At 40.4% G+C, this 19,185-nt stretch carries 16 protein-coding genes; 9 read left to right on the top strand and 7 right to left on the bottom strand.

Going from position 1 to position 19,185, the window contains the following annotated elements:
• The first annotated feature begins 105 nt into the window (after positions 1–105).
• Positions 106–558: a DUF441 domain-containing protein gene (locus PSF28_RS11395; protein ID WP_004911348.1), complete on the top strand. Its 453-nt coding sequence runs from the start codon at positions 106–108 to the stop codon at positions 556–558.
• A 7-nt stretch (positions 559–565) separates the two neighbouring features.
• The gene (locus PSF28_RS11400; protein ID WP_210840245.1) at positions 566–2,587 is read left to right on the top strand and encodes a tRNA(Met) cytidine acetyltransferase TmcA; all 2,022 of its coding nucleotides are present in this window, start codon (positions 566–568) and stop codon (positions 2,585–2,587) included.
• Here the strand turns inward: PSF28_RS11400 and PSF28_RS11405 are convergent.
• Both PSF28_RS11405 and PSF28_RS11410 read right to left on the bottom strand, forming a co-directional pair.
• Positions 2,568–2,759, bottom strand: coding sequence for a YpfN family protein (locus PSF28_RS11405; RefSeq protein ID WP_210840246.1), 192 nt, complete (start codon positions 2,757–2,759; stop codon positions 2,568–2,570). The two genes, PSF28_RS11400 and PSF28_RS11405, sit on opposite strands and share 20 nt — an antisense overlap.
• Positions 2,760–2,905: 146 nt before the next feature.
• Entirely contained in the window at positions 2,906–3,157 is a 252-nt protein-coding gene (locus tag PSF28_RS11410) for a hypothetical protein (protein WP_247605479.1), read from the bottom strand.
• 243 nt (positions 3,158–3,400) lie between these two features.
• Here PSF28_RS11410 and PSF28_RS11415 point away from each other — a divergent pair, with 243 nt between their 5' ends.
• Positions 3,401–3,793, top strand: a complete 393-nt coding sequence (locus PSF28_RS11415; protein WP_210840247.1) for a DUF454 family protein — start codon at positions 3,401–3,403, stop codon at positions 3,791–3,793.
• 60 nt (positions 3,794–3,853) lie between these two features.
• Here PSF28_RS11415 and PSF28_RS11420 read toward each other — a convergent pair whose 3' ends face one another.
• The 4 genes from PSF28_RS11420 to PSF28_RS11435 form a co-directional block, all read right to left on the bottom strand.
• On the bottom strand, positions 3,854–4,522 hold the full coding sequence (locus tag PSF28_RS11420) for a M15 family metallopeptidase (protein ID WP_272664761.1): 669 nt from the start codon (positions 4,520–4,522) through the stop codon (positions 3,854–3,856).
• The gene (dapE, locus tag PSF28_RS11425) at positions 4,519–5,649 is read right to left on the bottom strand and encodes a succinyl-diaminopimelate desuccinylase (RefSeq protein WP_210840251.1); all 1,131 of its coding nucleotides are present in this window, start codon (positions 5,647–5,649) and stop codon (positions 4,519–4,521) included. Before dapE ends, PSF28_RS11420 begins: the two co-directional genes overlap by 4 nt.
• A gap of 13 nt (positions 5,650–5,662) precedes the next feature.
• Positions 5,663–6,034, bottom strand: coding sequence for an ArsC family reductase (locus tag PSF28_RS11430; RefSeq protein ID WP_247605480.1), 372 nt, complete (start codon positions 6,032–6,034; stop codon positions 5,663–5,665).
• A 146-nt stretch (positions 6,035–6,180) separates the two neighbouring features.
• Positions 6,181–6,801 carry a LuxR C-terminal-related transcriptional regulator gene (locus PSF28_RS11435; protein WP_272685075.1) on the bottom strand — a complete coding sequence of 207 codons (621 nt, stop codon included), beginning with the start codon at positions 6,799–6,801 and terminating at the stop codon, positions 6,181–6,183.
• 543 nt (positions 6,802–7,344) lie between these two features.
• Between PSF28_RS11435 and maeB the strand changes: the two genes are divergently transcribed.
• The 5 genes from maeB to PSF28_RS11460 all read left to right on the top strand — a co-directional run bounded on the left by maeB (position 7,345) and on the right by PSF28_RS11460 (position 16,102).
• Positions 7,345–9,624: an NADP-dependent oxaloacetate-decarboxylating malate dehydrogenase gene (gene maeB, locus PSF28_RS11440; protein ID WP_210838489.1), complete on the top strand. Its 2,280-nt coding sequence runs from the start codon at positions 7,345–7,347 to the stop codon at positions 9,622–9,624.
• Between the two features lie 118 nt (positions 9,625–9,742).
• Positions 9,743–10,609: a ChaN family lipoprotein gene (locus tag PSF28_RS11445; RefSeq protein WP_272685076.1), complete on the top strand. Its 867-nt coding sequence runs from the start codon at positions 9,743–9,745 to the stop codon at positions 10,607–10,609.
• 145 nt (positions 10,610–10,754) lie between these two features.
• On the top strand, positions 10,755–11,558 hold the full coding sequence (locus PSF28_RS11450) for a cell envelope integrity protein TolA (protein ID WP_272683733.1): 804 nt from the start codon (positions 10,755–10,757) through the stop codon (positions 11,556–11,558).
• Positions 11,559–11,570: 12 nt separating this feature from the next.
• Positions 11,571–13,703: a S9 family peptidase gene (locus PSF28_RS11455; RefSeq protein ID WP_272685077.1), complete on the top strand. Its 2,133-nt coding sequence runs from the start codon at positions 11,571–11,573 to the stop codon at positions 13,701–13,703.
• A gap of 140 nt (positions 13,704–13,843) precedes the next feature.
• Positions 13,844–16,102 carry a TonB-dependent receptor domain-containing protein gene (locus PSF28_RS11460; RefSeq protein WP_272685078.1) on the top strand — a complete coding sequence of 753 codons (2,259 nt, stop codon included), beginning with the start codon at positions 13,844–13,846 and terminating at the stop codon, positions 16,100–16,102.
• Between the two features lie 62 nt (positions 16,103–16,164).
• Here the strand turns inward: PSF28_RS11460 and xseA are convergent, their stop codons facing one another.
• Entirely contained in the window at positions 16,165–17,532 is a 1,368-nt protein-coding gene (gene xseA / locus PSF28_RS11465) for an exodeoxyribonuclease VII large subunit (RefSeq protein ID WP_272685079.1), read from the bottom strand.
• Positions 17,533–17,701: 169 nt separating this feature from the next.
• On the opposite strand from xseA, the gene guaB reads away from it, so the two are divergent.
• On the top strand, positions 17,702–19,168 hold the full coding sequence (gene guaB / locus PSF28_RS11470; RefSeq protein WP_210838479.1) for an IMP dehydrogenase: 1,467 nt from the start codon (positions 17,702–17,704) through the stop codon (positions 19,166–19,168).
• Positions 19,169–19,185 lie beyond the last annotated feature (17 nt).

Here is a 19,185-nt window from a genome sequence, read left to right on the forward strand (position 1 = left end):
TTGGTGTTAATATTTGCTTCTTTGATGATGAGCCAATAACATGTTTTTAAATCGGCCTAGTTGCTGCTAATAAATTATAATTGTGCGTTTTACAGGGACAAATCTATGAGTCATGTTGATCCAACATTAATCATTTTACTGGTCTTAGCCGGGTTAGGTATCATTAGTCATAATATGACCGTCACCCTTGCGATGCTATTTTTATTGGTGGTTAGAATAACACCATTAAATAATTATTTTCCATGGATTGAAAAATATGGCTTAACCATTGGGATACTTATCTTAACAATCGGTGTTATGGCTCCAATTGCGAGTGGTAAAATAACGGCTAATGAGGTATTAAGCTCATTTTTGAATTGGAAGTCGATTCTGGCAATTGTTATTGGGATCGCGGTTTCTTGGTTAGGTAGCCGAGGCGTCACATTAATGTCCCATCAACCGTCTACGGTAGCAGGCTTACTGGTTGGAACCGTCATTGGTGTTGCTTTATTCCGTGGTGTACCAGTGGGGCCCTTAATTGCAGCTGGGATTTTGTCACTATTAATTGGTAAATCATAGTATTACGATGGTGAAATTACTTCCTGTCATTATAGAACAACTGCATATAGTTGGTATGCGTCGTCTTATGGTTCTCTCTGGCGACGATGCATGGGTAGAACAACAACTCAAACAACTTCAAGTTACTATTGATGGTGATTGGTTAACAGTTTCATCAAACTTACCGCAAGGGGTTTCCCCTGAAAATGCACATCTATTATTGGGCCGTGAATTTTTACATGGCATCTTTGATGTACGTAAAGGGTTTCATAGTGAAGCAATAGCCATGCTTGCTGGCACGTTAAAAGCAGGGAGCTTGTTAGTTTTATGTACGGCACCTCAAAAAGCGTGGGCGACAAATACCGATTTAGACAGCCTGCGCTGGAATGAACAATTGGGGCTCATTTCGACACCAAATTTTGTTCATCACATGCAGCGAACTTTCCAAACATCCCCCGATATTTTATTTTATAAACAAGGGAATGAGCCTGATTTTTCATTACTAAAAAACAAACCATTATGGCAAGCACCGACAGGCCAGCCAACAGAACAGCAGCAGCAAATAATTAGTCGATTATTAAGAGCAGAACATGGAGTTTGGGGTTTGATAGCGCCGAGAGGGCGCGGTAAATCGGCAATAGCAGGGATGTTAATACAACATGTTGTGGGGGAGTGTTGGTGTTGTGCACCTGCAAAAGTGGCGACGGAAGTCTTAAGCCGGCATGCAGGCCAAAAGATTAATTTTTGGTCCCCAGATAGCTTACTCGCATACTGCCGCAGCAATGAAAATATAACAGCAGATTGGCTGATCATCGATGAAGCTTCTGCAATCCCTAATTATATTTTACGAGAACTCGTGGGGTATTTCCCTCGAGTTTTATTAACCACGACAGTTGATGGCTATGAAGGAACAGGGCGTGGATTTACGCTAAAGTTCTGTGCAAGTTTAGCCCATTTCACTTTACTGCAACTTGATAACCCAATGCGCTATGCGGCTAATGATCCCTTAGAATTGTGGGTCAATGAGGCTTTATTGCTGCAAGAGCCCACTACTCAAACGGTTCTTGCTGGCAATATTGAATATAAAGCGTTAACCCAGGCATCATTAGCGGAAAATAATGAGCAATTAAAAGCGTTTTATGGCTTATTGATGAGTGCACATTATCGAACGTCACCATTAGATTTACGACGACTATTGGATGCCCAACAGCAACATTTTATGGTGGCAAAAACCGAGTCTCATGATTGTGCCTATTTAGGTGCATTATGGATGGTAGATGAAGGACAATTGACCGAATCATTGAGCTGGCAAATATGGGCTGGGCTTCGTCGACCAAGAGGAAATTTAGTTGTCCAATCTTTAGCCGCTCATAGTTATTTCCCTATTGCAGCACAATGGCTATCTCGCCGAGTGATGCGTATTGCCGTTGATGCGAATCACCGTAGGCGCCAAATTGGTTTGACGCTTTTAGAAAAACAGAAAGCAATTGCTACAGAGCAAGGGTTAGATTTTTTATCTGTTAGTTTTGGATTAACACCGGACCTAGTCGCATTTTGGCAAAAAGCGGGCTTTCGGTTAATACGAATAGGTTCGCACAAAGAAGCGAGCAGTGGCTGTTTCACGGCAATGGCGATATTACCGCTATCAGATCGGGCAAGCCTACTTTGTCAACAAGGGGAAATGCAATTAAAACGCGATATTTATTGGCGAAATGATCTGTCTGAGTTTGCTTTAGAAACCAGTGAGCAGCAGCAATTAACCCCTGATGATTGGATAGAACTGATCGGTTTTAGTGAGTTTAAACGTCCTATTTCTGCGAGTCAAAGTGCGATTATGCGTTTATTAAGGGAAGAAAAAACTGGGCTTGCGATCCTCAGACGGCACTTTGTGTCGTGTGAGCCTATCGCACAGATTTGTGTGGATATTGGTATGACAGGGCAAAAGCAATGGTTACAACGAGTAAGAAAAGAGGTTGGTATACAGGTAAAACTATACCAACCAGCGCTTTTAGCTGAAATAAAGCAAAAGGTTACTTCTTCTTGTCTTTAGGCCAATCGTCTTCATCATCCCAAAGGTGGTTATTATCTTGATGTGGAGGGATTTCTGGCTTGTCATCTAAAAACTTTTTGGGGTCCAATTTCATCATTTCTTTGACTGAATTCCAGATAAGACCTACCAATAAGAGTAAAATTATCCACCAGTAGTCGGCTAACCATTGCATACATTACCTCTATGAAATTGGGTAAAAGCTAAATGTTGATTTTAAATTATTTAAAATTTATACCGTTAGAGTACCATTTGCACTTTGTATGAAACTGTATGTTTTTCAGAGATAACTACAGAAAATATACCTACAGAGCTTACTGTTTATTTAAATACCATGGCAAATGCACCAGCAATACCAAGCAAAATATCAGAGCCTGTAAGTGCGTAGATATTTTTAACCTCTTCACCACGAATATCAGCAAAGCGTTCAAGCGCTTTTTCTGTTGAAACGGCGTCAACTTCTTCAAATTGCTTTTCATATCCGGCAGCAATTAGCTTTTGAGTCTCTTGTTCATTTGGTGTAACGATAGCAATAACTTTTCCGGCCTTCATAAAAAAAGAGTAATGATTCATGGGGCTTCCTAGTAATCTTAAGTTTAGGCTCCTGTCATTTTCTCAGGCTTAGCAAGTCATGACTGGGGCTATTAGCGCTCTTTTCGTAGTAGAGCGAGGGAATAATAATCGCATCAACAGGCAAAAGCGACTTTTCATTAAGCTTGTTTACCATTAGAGTATACCATTGATATTATTATGAGTTACCACAGATTTTATGCGGTTTTTACCATTTAATTTATTTATTCGGGAGGCGGGGGAATTTTGAAAAAATTGTTCCTCATTGCTATTGGATGGTTAGCTGTTGCGCTGGCTTTTGCTGGCGTCGTTCTTCCGGTTTTGCCTACCACGCCTTTCTTATTATTGGCGGCATGGTGCTTTTCTCGTTCATCTCCACGTTTTCATCATTGGTTATTATATCGCTCTTGGTTTGGGGGGTATATTCGTCACTGGCAAAAGCATAAAGGGCTACCGAAAGGGGCAAAGCCAAAAGCAATTATATTGATAATACTTACTTTTTCACTATCAATCTGGGTTGTTAGTTATATATGGTTAAAAATGGGTTTATTGGCACTGTTGTGTTGGCTGCTTATTTTTATGTATCGACTTCCAGTTGTTGATGAACAAATTTCCAAACAAAATAAAGAAGCCCCATAAATGATGTCGCATCACCTATGAGGCGTTGGCGTTATAGAAATTGTTTTGTTAGCTTAGAAATTATTCAGGAACCCTAATATAGCGTTCAAATACATAATCTAAGTTAGTGTTTAACCAATTTTTCCCGCAAATATCTTCTTGCTTGAGAACTTGCTTAATGACTTCTGGCGTTAAAAGCTGTTCAGCTTCATGGGACAGCGGCCAGTAACTAATATGCCAAGGTTCATCGGCAACCCCTGCATTTTTTGCCGTGAAGGGACGATAAAAATCAAATGTCGCCATGTTATCCGTCAGCCAGTGGTTTAGTTCAGCAAAATAGCCGCCAGTTTCATATTCCCAAGGCTCTAATTGTAAAGTTTGCCCTGCTGGGATCCGTAATGGGTCATAAACATCTATTTCGGTTCCCCAATGATGACGGCTTGCTCCTGGTAATGCAGACCAATGTAAAATAGCTTCACACAGCTCACCTTCTGAAAGCGTTGTAATATCTAAAGGTTGGCTTTGTGCATCAAGAACAGGGCGAAGACCGGTGAATTTTTCATTCCAAATTAACTGTTGACGTGAAAAATCACGAAATGCACTTGCTGATTGTAACTTGAAGCCCGCTTTTACTGCAGCTTGTTGCATGGCTAAAAATGCCTTGGTGGCATTAAATTGTAGGCGATGAGGGCCACCAAGTGTCACTAAATGGTCCGTGGAACGGCCTGTTAGCATTGCGATGGTAATCATAATAACAATAGCTCCATGACTCGCTCATAAATTAAGGCAAGTTGTTGCAAGTCTTTGACACTAACGCATTCATCAACTTTATGTATAGTGGCATTCAATGGGCCAAGCTCAATCACTTGAGTACCCATTTGGGCGATAAAACGACCATCTGATGTTCCACCACTGGTAGATAGCTCAGCGTTAAGACCCGTCAATTCATGGATTGCTTGCAAAGTTGCAGTGACAAGTTCTTGTTTTTCAGTCAAAAATGGCTGACCAGATAATGACCATTCTATTTTATATGCCAGACCATGGCGGTCTAACATACTAGTGACCCTGTCACGTATTTGTGTGTCGGTCAATTCTGTGCTGAAACGAAAATTAAATTGAACAAATAACTCACCGGGGATCACATTACTTGCCCCAGTACCCGCATGAATATTGGCAATTTGCATGGTGGTGGCAGGGAAAAATTCGTTGCCGTTATCCCAGATAGTTGAAGTGAGCTCTTGCAAAAAAGCGGTTGCACGGTGCACCGGGTTGTCAGCTAGATGTGGATAAGCGACATGCCCCTGTGTTCCTAAAATAGTCAAATTTGCTGTAATAGAGCCTCTACGCCCATTTTTTATGATGTCGCCTAAATGAGATTGGCTTGATGGCTCACCGACTAAACAGTAATCAACGCGCTCATTACGTGCCATTAATGTTTCTACAACTTTAACCGTGCCATCTAATGCATCAGCTTCTTCATCTGAGGTGATTAAAAAGGCCAAGCGTCCTTGGTGGTGAGGGTGTTTTTCGACAAAGCGCTCTGCTGCGACAACCATTGCTGCGACAGAACCTTTCATATCAGCAGCACCACGGCCATATAAATGTTGATTAATAATTGTTGGGTTAAACGGAGGAGTTTGCCAATTTTCGCTATTGCCTGCGGGTACAACATCGGTATGACCTGCAAATGCGAGGGTTGGCCCTTGAGTGCCTCGGTGTGCCCAAAAATTTAATGTGCTACCAAAATGCATTGGTTCAATGGTAAAACCAAGTTGGTTTAAGCGCTCGGTAAGTATTGCTTGGCAGCCTTGGTCATCGGGGCTGATAGAAGGGCGTGCAATCAGTTCTTTGGCTAGTTGAATAACGGGACAATCCATTAAATCCACCTGATTATCGAATGAAGCTTTGGTAGTCATTAGCGTTAAACCCAACTAAGTATCGGTTATCTGGAGAAACAAGTATGGGTCTTTTGATCATGGCAGGCTCTGCAATTAGCACTTTTTTAGCACTGTCTGCGTCAATAACTGCATTTTTTTCATCATCAGTCAGTTTTCGCCAAGTTGTTCCTCGTTTATTGACTAATACTTCCCAATCAATATGTTCCATAAAGGTAGAAAGTAGTTCATCGCTAATACCATCAACACGATAATCATGAAATTGATAGTTAACTCCATTGTCTTCTAAGTAACGGCGTGCTTTTTTAATGGTGTCACAGTTTTTAATTCCGTACATAATATAAGGAGAGTTAGGTGTATTGGGCATATGATTTTCCTCAAAAAACTAGCGATAATCCTTACATAATGCGGCAAAACTCACTTGGGATCTAGCCCAAATGTGAGAAATATATAATAACCTTATAATGACATTAAATGTAATTTAGCTCAGATAATTAATATATTAAAAATAAATTATCTTGAACGCATATACATTAAGCTAGCTTCAAGACGAGATCGAACGCGTAATTTTTTAAGAATATTTCGAATGTGAACTTTAACGGTTTCCTCTGAAATAAAAAGTAAGTTAGATATTTCACGATTTTTTAAACCTACAGCCATTTCATGCAAAATTTCAGACTCTCGTTTTGTCAATGCGGATAGCGGGTCATTATAATGATGACGTGAAATAAGATGTTGATAAATTTTCTCACTAAAAACTAATTGCCCTTTAGAGGCTTTTTTCATACTGTAGAATAGCATATCAAGCTCACTATTTTTTAATAAATAACCTTGTGCTCCCGCGTCAATAGCACCATATATATCTGTTTTAATCGTCGAGGCAGATAACACTAATAAGTAGCTATCATTGCAGTGTTTACGAAGTAAACGTATAGTTTCAAATGTTTTAATACCTTGAATATTAATATCTATAATAATTAGGTTAGGTTTTAACTGCCTTGCCATACTTAGAGCTTCGTAGCAACAAGCGCACTCTGCTGTGATAATAAAGTGTGTATCGGTATTGATGAGCTGCCGCAATCCCAAGCGTATAATAGGGTGCTCGTCAATAATCATTACTGTATATTTAGACATAGAGGGTTCCTTTTTATGTCTCAAATGCCAACGTCTAGTTAGGTATTTCCTATAAAATAGACAATTTAATTTCGGTACGTTTATTATATTTAATTGGGGTTTTAATAATTATATAATCAGCAGTATGGAGAAGTGAGATTTATATTAATCGTTTACTTAATATTTTATAGTTCCATACTAATAATATGGTGCTTGGTGATAATACATTAAAATCGGGAAAATCATATCTAATAGTTAAATTAAAGTTAAACAGATGAACATATTTAAGGTGGAATTATATTGTATTATTATGCAATTAATTATTTATATATATTAACCTCATAAAATTAATAATAAATTATTTTTAGTTGTATCTTTTAAAATTAAAGCGAGGTTGCGATATGAACAACATAACCAAGGCGATTATGTTTTACTCAGGCAGTGACCTAACTCTATTGTAACTGAAAGATTTTTCTGGAAATTGCCAGTATGATCATGATTTGCTAGTGAGATGTGTTTATACTGTTATCGCTCTTACCTTACTTCTTTTGAAAGGACTTGACGATGGATGACAAATTAAAACAAAGTGCTCTTGATTTTCATGAGTTTCCACATCCTGGGAAAATTACGGTTACCCCAACTAAACCACTAACAACCCAGAGAGATCTCGCATTAGCATACTCACCAGGTGTTGCAGTGCCATGTCTAGAAATTGCAGATGACCCACTTAAAGCTTATCGTTACACAGCTAAAGGTAACCTTGTCGGGGTTGTCTCTAATGGTACTGCCGTCCTTGGGTTAGGTAATATTGGTGCCTTGGCTGGTAAACCAGTCATGGAAGGAAAAGGTGTACTATTTAAAAAGTTTTCTGGTGTTGATGTCTTTGATATTGAAGTTGATGAAACAGATCCAGACAAATTAGTTGATATCATTGCGTCTCTTGAGCCGACTTTTGGTGGTATTAACTTGGAAGATATCAAAGCACCAGAATGCTTTTATATTGAACAAAAGCTCCGTGAGCGGATGAAAATCCCTGTGTTCCATGATGACCAACACGGAACCGCTATCATTTGTACTGCTGCTGTTATCAATGGATTACGCATTGTAAAAAAAGAAATTGGTGATGTCCGCCTTGTAGTTTCTGGCGCTGGCGCAGCATCAATCGCTTGTATGAATTTACTCGTCGCGTTGGGGTTGAAACGCGAACATATCACCGTCTGTGATTCAAAAGGGGTGATTTATAAAGGCCGAGATGAACGCATGGATGTCACCAAAGCTGCGTATGCCATTGAAGATAACGGTCAGCGTACTTTGGCAGATGCTATTCCTAATGCGGATATTTTCTTAGGTTGTTCAGGTCCACGTCTTTTAACGCCGGAAATGGTGAAAACCATGGCAAAAGATCCGCTAATCTTAGCACTGGCCAATCCTGAACCCGAAATTTTGCCACCATTGGCGAAAGAAGTTCGCCCTGATGCCATTATTTGTACTGGCCGCTCTGATTACCCAAATCAGGTTAATAACGTGTTGTGTTTCCCATTCATTTTCCGTGGTGCGTTAGATGTCGGTGCAACAACGATTAATGAAGAAATGAAACTGGCTTGTGTGTATGCCATTGCAGACCTTGCATTGGCTGAGCAAAGCGAAGAAGTGGCTTCAGCGTATGGTAACCAAGATTTATTTTTTGGCCCTGAATACATTATTCCGAAGCCATTTGACCCACGTTTGATTGTTAAAATTGCACCGGCTGTGGCAAAAGCAGCAATGGACTCAGGGGTAGCAACGCGTCCAATTGAAGACTTCGATGTCTATATCGAAAAATTAAATCAATTTGTTTATAAGACAAATTTATTCATGAAACCTATCTTCTCTCAAGCTAAGACTGCGAAAAAACGCATTGTTTTAGCTGAAGGGGAAGAAGAGCGTGTACTACATGCTACACAAGAGCTGGTTTCTTTAGGTTTGGCTTTCCCAATCTTGGTTGGGCGCCCAAGTGTGATTGAAATGCGTATTCAAAAACTTGGCCTACACATTGAGTTAGGTAAAGATTTTGAAGTGGTTAATAACGAAAACGACCCGCGTTATAAAGAATACTGGCAAGAATATTACCAAATCATGAAACGTCGTGGTGTATCCCAGGAAATAGCGCGTCGTGCAGTGATTAATAACCCAACCTTAATTGGTGGGATCATGGTGTTACGCGGTGAAGCTGACGGGATGATTTGTGGTACCGTGGGCAGCTATGGCGAACATTATGAAGTTGTTAAAGATTTATTCGGTTTCCGCGAGGGTGTTCATGCTGCAGGTGCAATGAATGCATTGTTATTACCAACGGGCAATACGTTTATCGCAGATACTTATGTTAATGAAGACCCTTCACCAGAAGAGTTAACTGAAATCACGTTAATGGCAGCGGATACGGTAAGACGCTTCGGTATTGAGCCAAAAGTGGCTTTATTATCGCGTTCTAGCTTTGGTTCTTCAGACTGCGCATCAGCACAAAAAATGCGTGATACACTCTCGATGATCAAAGCGCGTGACCCTCATCTTGAAATTGATGGCGAAATGCATGCGGATGCCGCATTAATTGAATCTATCCGTAAAGATGTGATGCCTGATAGCCCATTAAAAGGTTCAGCAAATTTATTAATTATGCCGAATATGGAAGCGGCACGTATTAGTTATAATTTACTACGTGTGACAAGCTCTGATGGCGTGACTGTCGGGCCGGTATTGATGGGCGTAGCGAAACCAGTACATATCTTGACACCAATTGCATCGGTACGCCGTATCGTGAATATGGTGGCATTGGCAGTGGTTGAAGCACAAACGAACCCACTCTAACAGTTAATATTAATTAATTTGTGTTAAAGGCTTCTATGATTTTATAGGAGCCTTTTTATTGAAAATGATTCTCATTATCTGTATCTTGTGAGCTTGACGACATAAGATGGAAAGCATAATGATTTCAATTAGATTGACCTCTCGAATAGCCACTTTAATGGTTGGGTTATTTTTCCTTATCGGTTGTACACAAAAAATTGAACCGACAATCGTACAATTAGATAGCCAACTAACAGTAAGCAACCAAATTATTGACTTAGCAACAGGTAAGTCTTTAACACCTCAGCAATTAGTCGAGCAGCTTGCTCAATCTCCACGTGTCATTGTCGGAGAAAAACATGATAACCATTATCACCACCAAATTGAGCAATGGCTTGCACAAGAAATGCCGAAAATACGACCTCAAGGCGCGGTTCTACTCGAAATGCTGACACCGTCGCAGCAAAATAGTGTGAACCGTGTACAGGCGCAGATGCAAAATAACCCTTATATTCGTGACGAAAAGCTACAGTCCGCTTTAAATTGGAATAGCGGTTGGCCTTGGGAGCAATACGGGGCTTTAATCCGCCATTTGCTGAGTTCGCCTTATCCGCTACTGTCTGCAAACCTAGATAAAGAAGAGGTGCTTGCCGCCTACGCTAAACCGTCATCAGTAACGGGGCAATATTCAGCTCAACCCATTGTTCAAGAACTTATCAGTAAAACGATTGAAAGTTCTCATGGTGGGGAACTGACAGCGGAACAAGTGGCAAAAATGACCGTTATACAGCAGTTGCGTGACCGCCGTATGGCAGAGTCGTTATTAAATGGACCTACACCCGCGCTCCTATTCGCAGGTGGCTATCATGCAACAAGAGCAATTGGTGTGCCTTTACATGTGCAAGACCTCGCCCCCGAAGAACCCGTAAAAGTATTAATTATTTCAGAAAGAGGTGACGAAATAGACCATTTACATGCTGATTTTGTGTGGTACACGCCTAAATGATGACTAAGTAATAGCAAGTTAATGATTTCAAAAAAGTTAATTTTGTGAAGTAATCTTTATTTTCAGCAAGAAATGATTTCCATTTTCATTTGTTATTAATTATCATTTGCATTTATATATGAATACGTAAGTACGTAAGATAAAAATGAGTATAACAACATTTGAAAATGAGTATTTGAAGCGAACAACGAAGATGAGTGGGGGCTTCATATTGGCAATTGCTCTTCATATTGGGGTTGTTGGGTTATATATATGGGTAACTCACAATCAACAATGGGAAGAGTTATTGCCTCCGCCATCAGTGGTAATGGAAATTTCAATTGAATCGCAAGCCGAACAATTGACAGAAGCTAACATTGGTCAACTACAAGAGTTATCGGTGGCGAGCCAGGCTCATGAAGCACCATCAGAAGAGAAAATTATCCCACCATTAACCATCAATGAGCAGGCAGAGGTGCAAGTTGCTAAAGCGGTGAGTCCAAAACAAACAGCTGAAGTCAAAAAACAAAAGCGTGAAAAGCAGGTAGTTGAACAAAAACAAGCGACTGATTCAAAAGCCAATGATGCCCCTGTCACCAGTGATGCAGCAGCGCCATTACAAACTCAGAAAATTGCCGCAGAATTTAATAGTCAGTCACAATCGATAGATAACGCGAAAAGGCTATGGGAAGCACAAGTATTGGGGAAACTAAATAAATACAAGCGATTCCCTGAAGACGCCGTAAGGCGGGGGCGAGTCGGTCAATCAACAGTAACATTTACGGTTGATCCACAAGGTTTTTTGCTTGGTAGTGACCTAGTAAGTTCATCAGGAACACGATCTTTGGATAGAGAAGCATTGCAGGTGCTATCGAGAGCAGCACCTTTACCTGAACCCCCAGCTGAAATTTTAATCAATGGACGAGTAACTGTCAGGATACCTATTGATTTTACTCTTAATGAAAAATAGATTGGATAAATTATGCGTAATAAACTCACTGAGTTTTGTTTTATTACTTTACTTGGTTTATATGCAGCAACCAGTGCTGCGGAGGATAGAATGTCAGCACCAATAGCCAAAAAACAACCTCATACCATCACCACTCACGGAGATGCCCGTGTAGATAACTATTATTGGTTAAGAGATGATCAACGCGAGTCTCCAGAAATTATCGAATATTTAACGCAAGAGAATAATTATACGCAGCAACAACTTGCAAAAGGTGAATCGTTAAAAAAAGAAATTTACGATGAATTGTTTTCACGTATGAAGCAGGACGATGAGTCAGTTCCCTATAATTATAATGGTTATACCTATCGTTCACGAGTTGTCGCAGGTAAAAATTATTCTATCTATGAAAGACGCCCTGTAAATAGCCAAGATGAATGGGTTGTATTAGTTGATGGTAATGAACGAGCGGAAGGCTCTGAATATTATCGTATGGGAGCGTTAGCGATTTCGCCGGATAATACCACGCTAGCGATTGCTGAAGATCGCCAAGGACGTAATGAATTTGCAGTGTCATTTCGCAAAATTGATGAGAGCAAGTGGCAGGAAAATGTATTAACCAATACTTCAGGTAATATTGTCTGGGCTAATGACAACCAAACGCTATTCTATGTGAATAAGGACAAGCAAACATTACTACCTTATCAGGTGGTTAAACATCAATATGGTACACAGCAAACGCAAGACAAACTGGTGTATGAAGAAAAGGATGATACTTTTTACGTTAGTTTAGCGAAATCGACTTCAAAAGATTTTATTTTAATGGGTATCACGAGTACTGAAACCTCTGAGTACCGCTTAATTGATGCCAATCAGCCACAAAATGACGTTAAAATTTTAAAACCACGTCAAACGGGGGTTGAGTACTATCCTGACCATTTCAACGGTAAATTCTATATTCGTTCTAATCACCAGCATCCATTATTTGGTTTATATATTGCAGACAATATTTCAGCACCATGGGTAAGCTTTATTGCGCCGCGTGATGGGGTTGATCTTGAAGGTTTTGCTTTATTTAATAATTGGTTAGTTGTGGAAGAACGCCAAAATGGTTTAGTGAATATTCGCCAAATCAGTTGGTTAACGCATAAAGAAAACCAAGTGAGCTTTGATGACCCAACATACATGGCGTGGATCGGAAATAACCCTGAGCCAGATACGGATAAACTACGCTACGGTTACTCATCAATGACCACACCGTCTTCAGTATATGAAATTAATATGCTGACTCAAGAAAAGCAGCTGTTAAAACAAGAAGAAGTTAAAGACTTTAATAAGCAAAATTACCAAAGTGAGCGTATTTGGGTTACTGCACAAGATGGGGTAAAAGTCCCGGTTTCATTGGTTTACCGTAAAGATCTTTTCAAACATGGCCAAAACCCATTGTTAGTCTATGGTTATGGCGCTTATGGATATGGCATTGACCCTTCATTTAGTTCATCTCGTTTGTCTTTACTGGATCGCGGCTTTGTTTATGCGATCGCACATATTCGTGGTGGTGGTGACTTAGGTAAAAATTGGTACATACAAGGCAAAACAATCCACAAGATGAATACCTTTACTGACTTTATTGATGCAACCAAAGGGTTATTATCAGAAGGTTATGGTAAAGCAGGACATGTGTATGCCATGGGGGGCAGTGCGGGTGGCTTATTAATGGGCGCGGTTGTGAATATGGCGCCTGATTTATACGAGGGCGTTGTTTCCGCTGTTCCATTTGTTGATGTGGTAACCACAATGTTAGACCCATCAATCCCTCTGACCACCGGGGAATACGATGAGTGGGGTAACCCTGAAAATGAAGAAGATTACTGGCGAATTAAAGCGTATAGCCCTTATGACAATATCAAAGCACAACATTACCCACATATTTTAGTGACTACTGGGTTACATGACTCTCAAGTTCAATATTGGGAACCAGCAAAATGGGTGGCTAAATTACGAGATATTAAACAAGGCAATTCATTATTATTATTAGATACTAATATGAATGCGGGGCATGGTGGTAAATCAGGGCGTTTTAATGCACTAGATGATATCGCCCAAGAATATAGTTTTATTCTCATGCTTGAAAATAAAGATAAATATTTTCCATATTTAAAATAATAATTAACCTATAAAATTTAGGTGATTTCAGGCCAGCAACAATATCAATGACATTGTTGCTGAGCCTCTTCACAGGCTTTATTTGGCCTGTGCTAGCGGTGTGAGCGTATGACACACAGTACGTTTACAGGAATGGTTTAATGAATAATAAAACAATAATTATGGTTGCTAGCATTATTGCCACTAGCTACCAAGGGATTGCTTTGGCTGAAAATACGCAGCAGCAGAATAAGCAGAAAGAAGGTGTGGTTAATTTTAGCCAATTAAAAGTCTCAGGTGCGCAAAAACAAACGCCATTAGTCAAAGCATTGGAAAAACCGGGTGCTTATAGCGCGGTGGGTACGGAAAATAAATTGCAATCAATGGATAAAATTATTCGTACCATGCCCGGAACCTATACTCAAATGGATGCCAGCCAAGGTACCGTTAATGTCAATATTCGCGGGTTGAGTGGTTTTGGTCGCGTGAATATGATGGTGGATGGTGTCACGCAAAGTTATTATGGAATTTCCCCAAGTCAATATACACATGGACAACAGCCAAATAATGATTTTGGCGCTTTAATTGACCCAAATTTTATTGTTGAAGTTGAAGTAGAGAAAGGGCAATTAAATGGAGGCAATAGTGTTAACGCTTTAGCAGGGAGTGCAAATTTTCGTACTATCGGTATTGATGATGTGATTTTTAAAGATAATGTATATGGGCTGCGTAGTAAAGCTAGCTGGGGAGATAATGGTCTCGGTTATAATGGTATGGTAGCGGTCGCAGGAAAGACATTATTGCAAGATGATGGCTATTTTGGCGGTTTAATTGCGGTTAGCGGCCACAATATTCCTGGCAGTTATAAAAATGGCGATGGGTTTGATAGTGATGAATTTGCCACTGACTCCACTTTCAAACAAAAGCCACAATCGCAATTAGCTAAATTGAAATATAAACCTAATGACAGCCATGAATTAGAATTCAGTGGTCGTTTTTTACAAAATAAGCTCACGCGAAGAAAGATTAATAGTGAAGATTATTATATTAAATATAAATATACGCCGTTAAATGAATTAATTGATGTTGAGGTTTTAGCGAGTCATGGAAAAAATGACCAACAATTTGAAGGTGACTCATTAGGTTGGGCATTAAGGCAAGGCAAATCCAAAAATATTGGCGATGGTCTTAATCTTTCTAATACAAGCCGGTTTTCCTATGGTGATATTGATTTTGAATGGAAAATAGGTTCTAAGTTATCTAAAACGAAGTATGAGCGAGAGGTTAGCTCTGTTATTGACCAAGATACGTTGAACTATAATCCATTCTCGCCAAGTGGGTCATTAGATCTTGCGAGCGCATATACACAATTGGAAGCCAAGTATGGTATCTATACAGCAACTTTTGATTTGAATTATATGAATTATCACTTAAAAGGTTTTAAACCTGCATGTGGTGATCAAGATTTTTGTTTTCCACAAGAAGCCGCGACTTTAAATTTACGGGGTAATGGTTTTAACCCCGGAGTTTTATTATCAGCAGAAATTATTCCTGAATTCCAGCCATTTGTTAGTTATGCGCATTCAATGAGAGCGCCGAATACGCAAGAGGTTTTTTATTCTCAAGAAGGTGGTAATTCAATGAACCCATTCTTAAAAGAAGAGAAATCACAGACATGGCAAGTTGGTTTTAATAGCTTTAAACCTGATTTAATTTTTGAAGGTGACCAATTTAATATGAAGGCATTATGGTTCCATACAAAAATTAAAGACTATATTACGAGCAAGCCTTATTTACTCTGTCGCCCAAGATCAAATGCTGAACTGGCTTGGTGTTTAATGAATGATGATGTATGGGACAAAGAATTCCCAGAATTTATGCGTAAAAGCTATATGTACGTCAATGAGCCTCATGATGTTAACCTGCGAGGCTATGAATTACAGGCTAATTATGATGCAGGTATAGTTTATTCAACATTATCCTATACCAAAGAAACTGGGGATCAACCTAACTCCATAGCTAAGGTTGCTGATTTTAGTGCGGGAGATTTCACTGAGCTTCCTGATTATTATGTGACCTTGGATTCAGGTGTACGTTTATTGGATGAAAAATTAACCGTAGGTACAACTATTACATGGACCGGCCCTTCAAAACGAATAGGTGTAGAGTCTGTCGTTGATAATGATGGAAATGCACTAAAAGATAAGTATGAAAAACAACCTACAATCATTGATTTATATACAGACTATGAAGTTAATAAAAACTTTAAATTGATGATGACGGTTAATAATATCACGAATAAAAATTATTCGGATGCATTAAATCGTGCAAATTCTACCGCTATTATGGAAGAACGCGGTAAAAATAATGCAACAGCAAGAGGGCGTACTTACATGTTAGGTGGACAGGTGCGTTTCTAATCAACGTATAAATTTAACACCACTTATCTCGTTATTTTTATCGAGATAAGTGGTTAAAATAATTATTTCGATATTCTTTTTACTTTAACCTTCTCAATATGAGTAACTTGGCTTTCAACCCAGCCATCATTCAGGCGAGTTTTCAGTGGTTGGCCAACTTTCACTTGGCTGGTTTTTTTCAACACAGTGCCTTTAGGGGTTTCACTGATACTAAACCCGCGAGCTAGGGTGGCTAATGGGCTAACCGCTTCCATTTTTGAACAAGCCACGGCAAAACGTTGGCGGTAACTATTAACCAAACTCGTGACCATATTCTGCAAATGATACTGTGTTTGCTGCAACTGACGCTGTTGTTTTTGCAATTGAGGGCGCAAATCGTTTTGCAGTAAACGGCGATTAATTCTTTCATATTGCAATGTGGAATTTTGTAACGTCCTAGACATCGATTGAGCAAGCTTTTGCTGTAACAAATTAAGCTGGTTATGTTGCCTTGCCAAGCGTAATTGCGGGTGTTGCTGTTGTAGGCGGTGATGCAAGCGTGCGAATTTTTGTTGTTGGCCTGCGATAAAATAATCCATGGCCATTTCAAGGTGTTGTTGCGCTGATTTTAGCTGACGGAGCATTTCTAATTGATTACGACTAACAAGCTCAGCCGCCGCAGATGGGGTGGGTGCTCTTACGTCCGCCACATAGTCGGCGATGGTCACATCAGTTTCATGGCCCACAGCACTAATTATCGGCAATTGGCTGGCAAAAATCGCTCTAGCAACGATTTCTTCATTAAATGCCCATAAATCTTCGAGTGAACCGCCTCCGCGACCGACGATTAACACATCACATTCTTGACGCAAATTTGCTAGCTCAATCATCCGAGCAATTTGTGCTGGTGCCATCTCACCTTGAACGGCCGTTGGGTAGATGATGATAGGTAGGGAAGGGTCGCGACGACGTAAAATATTTAAAATATCATGTAAGGCTGCACCCGTTGCAGAGGTAATGATACCGACGGATTTAGCTGGGCTAGGTAGCGTTTTTTTATGAATAATATCAAACAAACCTTGGGCACTTAGTGTTTGTTTTAATAGCTCAAAACGCTGTTGTAGTAAGCCTTCACCGGCGGGCTGCATGCTTTCAATGATTAGTTGGTAGTCGCCACGCGGTTCGTACAAGGTGACAGTCGCTCTGACTAACACCTGTTGGCCATTCTGAGGACGGAAGCTGACCCGTGTATTTTGTCCACGAAACATGGCCGCACGAACCTGAGCCCGATCATCTTTTAAGGTTAGATACCAATGACCGGAGCTGGGCTGCGAAAAATTAGAAATTTCAGCTGTTAACCAAATACGCCCCATTTGGCTATCGAGAAGTTCTCGAACCGATTGGTTAAGCTTGCTAACAGAGTAAATTGCGTTATTTTGTGAAGTCGACATGTGAGCCAGATCAAATTTTAAAACAATGACTTAATCGCTAGATACTAACGCAGCTATAGGAGTTATCAAGTTTTTTTTCAAAAAAAGGCTGGAAGCAACCGATTACGGTGTGTATAATGCCGCGGCAATATTTAACCCTTTCATAACGCTGCCTGGTGGGATATTGCCTATGTTACGCATTAAAAAAGAAGCTCTAACTTTCGACGATGTTTTACTCGTCCCTGCACACTCAACTGTATTGCCAAATACGGCAGACCTCTCTACTCAACTGACTGCAAAAATCCGCCTGAACATTCCTATGCTCTCTGCAGCGATGGATACCGTCACCGAATCTGATCTGGCTATCGCACTTGCTCAAGAAGGTGGTATTGGCTTTATTCATAAAAATATGTCTATTGAGCGCCAAGCTGAAGAAGTTCGTCGCGTGAAAAAACATGAAAGTGGTGTGGTTACTGATCCTGTCACCGTAACACCTGATACCACCATTCGTGAAGTCCAAGAGATGGCGCAGCGCAATGGTTTCGCGGGTTATCCGGTTGTTGCTAAAGACAATTCACTCGTCGGTATCATTACGGGCCGTGATGTTCGTTTCGTCACAGACTTAGACCAACCTGTTACTGCGGTGATGACGCCAAAAGAACGTTTAGTCACCGTGAAAGAAGGCGAAGCACGCGAAATCGTATTACAAAAAATGCACGAAAAACGCGTAGAAAAAGCCTTAGTCATTGACGATAATTTCCACCTGTTAGGCATGATCACCGTTAAAGACTTCCAAAAAGCTGAACGTAAACCAAACGCGTGTAAAGATGAACAAGGCCGTTTACGTGTTGGTGCCGCAGTAGGTGCTGGTGGCGGTAACGAAGAGCGCGTTGATGCACTGGTCGCAGCAGGTGTTGACGTTTTACTTATCGACTCATCACACGGGCACTCTGAAGGCGTTTTACAACGTATTCGTGAAACTCGCCAAAAATACCCTGAACTACAAATCATTGGTGGTAACGTCGCAACAGCAGAAGGGGCGAAAGCACTGGCTGATGCAGGTGTTAGTGCCGTTAAAGTCGGTATTGGCCCAGGTTCTATCTGTACTACGCGTATCGTCACTGGCGTGGGCGTACCGCAAATTACCGCTATCGCTGAAGCGGCAGAAGCCCTTGAAGGGACCGGTATTCCAGTTATCGCTGACGGTGGTATTCGTTTCTCAGGTGACATCTCTAAAGCTATCGCGGCAGGTGCTGCGTGTGTGATGGTCGGCTCAATGTTCGCAGGAACTGAAGAGTCTCCAGGAGAAACTATTTTATTCCAAGGCCGTACTTACAAAGCATACCGTGGTATGGGCTCACTTGGTGCGATGTCTAAAGGCTCGTCAGACCGTTACTTCCAATCTGATAATGCGGCAGACAAACTAGTGCCTGAAGGTATTGAAGGCCGCGTAGCATACAAAGGCCGCTTAAAAGAAATCATTCATCAACAAATGGGTGGCTTACGCTCCTGTATGGGGCTGACAGGTTGTGGTACTATTGATGCATTGAGAACAAAAGCAGAATTTGTTCGTATCAGTGGAGCCGGTATCCAAGAAAGCCACGTCCATGATGTTACTATCACGAAAGAATCTCCAAACTATCGTTTGGGGCAATAATCGATAAAATTTCTCAG

The sequence above is a fragment of the Providencia sp. PROV130 genome (assembly GCF_028482225.1).
Classification (GTDB): Bacteria; Pseudomonadota; Gammaproteobacteria; order Enterobacterales; family Enterobacteriaceae; genus Providencia; species Providencia rettgeri.